The organism is Geomonas sp., assembly GCF_035254065.1.
Lineage (GTDB): Bacteria > Desulfobacterota > Desulfuromonadia > Geobacterales > Geobacteraceae > Geomonas.
Map to the genome: position 1 here is coordinate 1 of NZ_DATFBA010000307.1, position 2,631 is coordinate 2,631.

Here is a 2,631-nt window from a genome sequence, read left to right on the forward strand (position 1 = left end):
GCCTCCTTGCCGGCAGTCGAGATCTGCTCGGAAAGGTCGGTGCCGGGGCAGACGATCTCCATGGCGGTAACCCGGTAGTTGGGGAGGAAGGCGACCTTCAGCAGATCGCCCACGTCGGGATCTTCGTTGACGACCTTGGCGACGTTGGAGATCAGCTTGATGATCATTTTGGCCATGTAGTAACCGGGGGCCGCCTTGCCGCCGATCAGCACGCAGCGGTTGGTCCACTCGCCTACATCTCCCCTCTTGATCCGGTCGTAGAGATGGATCACGTGCAGGATGTTCAACAGCTGCCGCTTGTACTCGTGGATCCTCTTCACCTGCACATCGAACAGGCTGTCCGGGTTGAAGGTCACCCCGCACTGTTCCTGTACCAGGGCGGCCAGCCGCGCCTTGTTGTTGTGTTTGACCTCGTGCCAGCGCCTGCGGAAATCGGGATCGTCGGCGAAAGGCGCCACCTCCTTTATCCGCCCCAGGTCCGCCACGAAGCTGCTGCCGATCTTCTCGCCGATCAGGGCGCTCAGCCCCGGGTTGCACCAGGCGAGCCACCTGCGCGGCGTCACACCGTTGGTCTTGTTGTTGAATTTCTCCGGCCACAGCTCGTAGAAGTCACGGAAAAGCCCCTCCACCAGCAACTGGGAGTGCAGCGCCGCGACGCCGTTGACGGAGAAACTCCCCACGATGGCGAGATAGGCCATGCGGACCTGCGGATCGGGACCCTCCTCTATGATCGACATCCGCCTGAGCCGGTCGCTGTCGCCGGGCCAGCGGGTGGAGACCTCCCCCAGGAAACGCGCGTTGATCTCGTAGATTATGTCCAAAAGGCGCGGCAGCAGCTGCCTGAAGAGGGCCACCGACCATTTTTCCAGCGCCTCCGGCAACAAGGTGTGATTGGTGTAGGCCATAGTGCGGGTGGTGATCCCCCACGCCTGGTCCCAGCCCATGCCGTGCTCGTCCATCAAAAGCCGCATCAACTCGGGGACTGCGCAGGTCGGGTGGGTGTCGTTCAGCTGGAAGACGTTCTTGTCGCCGAAATGGGCAAGATCCCCTCTCTGGCGAGACTTCCAGCGGGCGAAGATGTCCTGCAGGCTCGCGGAGGCAAGGAAATACTGCTGGCGCAGCCTCAGCTCCTTGCCGCTTTCGCTGGCGTCGTTGGGATAGAGCACCATGGTGATGTTTTCCGCCGCATTCTTCATGGCGACCGATTCGGGGTAACTGCCGGCGTTGAACTCGTCAAAGTCGAAGGCGTCGGTGGCGGCCGCCTTCCAGAGCCTCAGGGTGTTGACCGTCCCGTTGCGGTAGCCGGGGATGGGGAAGTCGTAGGGGATGGCCAGGACTTCGTGGGTATCGACCCACCGGTAACCGTAGCCACCCGCCTCGTTGCGCGCATACTCGCAGCGCCCGCCGAAGCGGATCACCTGGGTGTATTCCGGGCGCTCAAGCTCCCAGGGGTTGCCGTCGCGCAGCCAGTGGTCCGGCTCCTCCACCTGCCGCCCGTCCTCGATGCGCTGGCGAAACATGCCGTACTCGTAACGGATGCCGTACCCCATGACGGGGAGCTGCAAGGTGGCGCAGCTATCCAGGAAACAGGCCGCCAGCCGCCCCAGACCGCCGTTACCGAGCCCGGCGTCGATCTCCTCGTCGGAAACTTCCTCCATGGAGAGCCCGATCCGGTGCAGAGCCTCGGTCGCTGAATCGGTGATGTCGAGGTTCAGCATTGCGTTACCAAGTGCGCGCCCCATAAGGAATTCCAGCGAGAGGTAATAGCCGGTCTTGGTATTGGCGGCGATATAGGCGTAGCGGGTATTGTTCCAGCGCTCAAGCAGCCGTTCCCTGATGGTGAAGGCAAGCGCATGGTAGTGGTAGCGCACAGAGCGGCAATACTTGTCGCGTCCTAAGTGGTGCGTGTAGTGGTGGATGAAATCGTGCACGAGGCTTTGCGGGTCCATCGGCAACGCCGGCAGATCGCTGATGCTAAGAGGTTTGGAGATCCTGTGGTTTCCGGTCTGCATGTCTCGCTCCTTTTGATGCCCGGTCAGTTCCGGAGCTGGATGAACTGTTCAATTGTATCCATTTTCGTGAAATTCAAAACCCTGAACGACGGGAAATGGCTGTCCTGCTGTCTGCAGGCGCCGTGGAGCTCGGCACCTCAGGAAACGTGGCGGGTGTCGAAAGATCCGAAGGTACCCCGCCTCACGAGCCACTTGACTCCCTCAAGTACCGGTGAGATGGAGAAGGCGGTGATGATGATAGAGACCCACTCGCGCACTCCGAGCGCCGAGGTACCGAAGGCCTTCTGCAGCACGGGGAGATAGACGATGGCAAGCAGCAGCATGATCTCCCACAGGATCGCCAGATTGAGCCACTTGTTGGCGAACGGGCGCCTGAGCACTGAATGGCGATCGGAACGGAAGTGGTAGGCGTTGAAAAACTGGATGAGCACCAGGGAGAGAAAGGTCATCATCATCGCCTCGCCGTCGCTTCGCCCGGAACTGCGCGCCCAGGTGAAGAGGGCCAGATTGGCGAGGGACGACCAGACGCCCGCGGCCAGCATCAGGGCCACCACGGCTGGGGTGAAAATGCCGCGCGCGGCGTCGCGCGGAGGGCGCTGCATCAGGTCCTCATCGGCCG

2 protein-coding genes are annotated in these 2,631 nt (G+C 61.8%); both read right to left on the reverse strand.

Annotated features, from left to right (window positions below; genetic code table 11):
* A partial coding sequence (locus VJ604_RS14165) for a glycogen/starch/alpha-glucan phosphorylase (RefSeq protein ID WP_324083545.1) occupies positions 1–2,012 on the reverse strand: 2,012 nt, incomplete at its 3' end.
* A 137-nt stretch (positions 2,013–2,149) separates the two neighbouring features.
* Positions 2,150–2,631 (reverse strand): cation transporting ATPase C-terminal domain-containing protein (locus tag VJ604_RS14170; protein ID WP_324083547.1); only part of this gene is annotated, 482 nt, incomplete at its 5' end.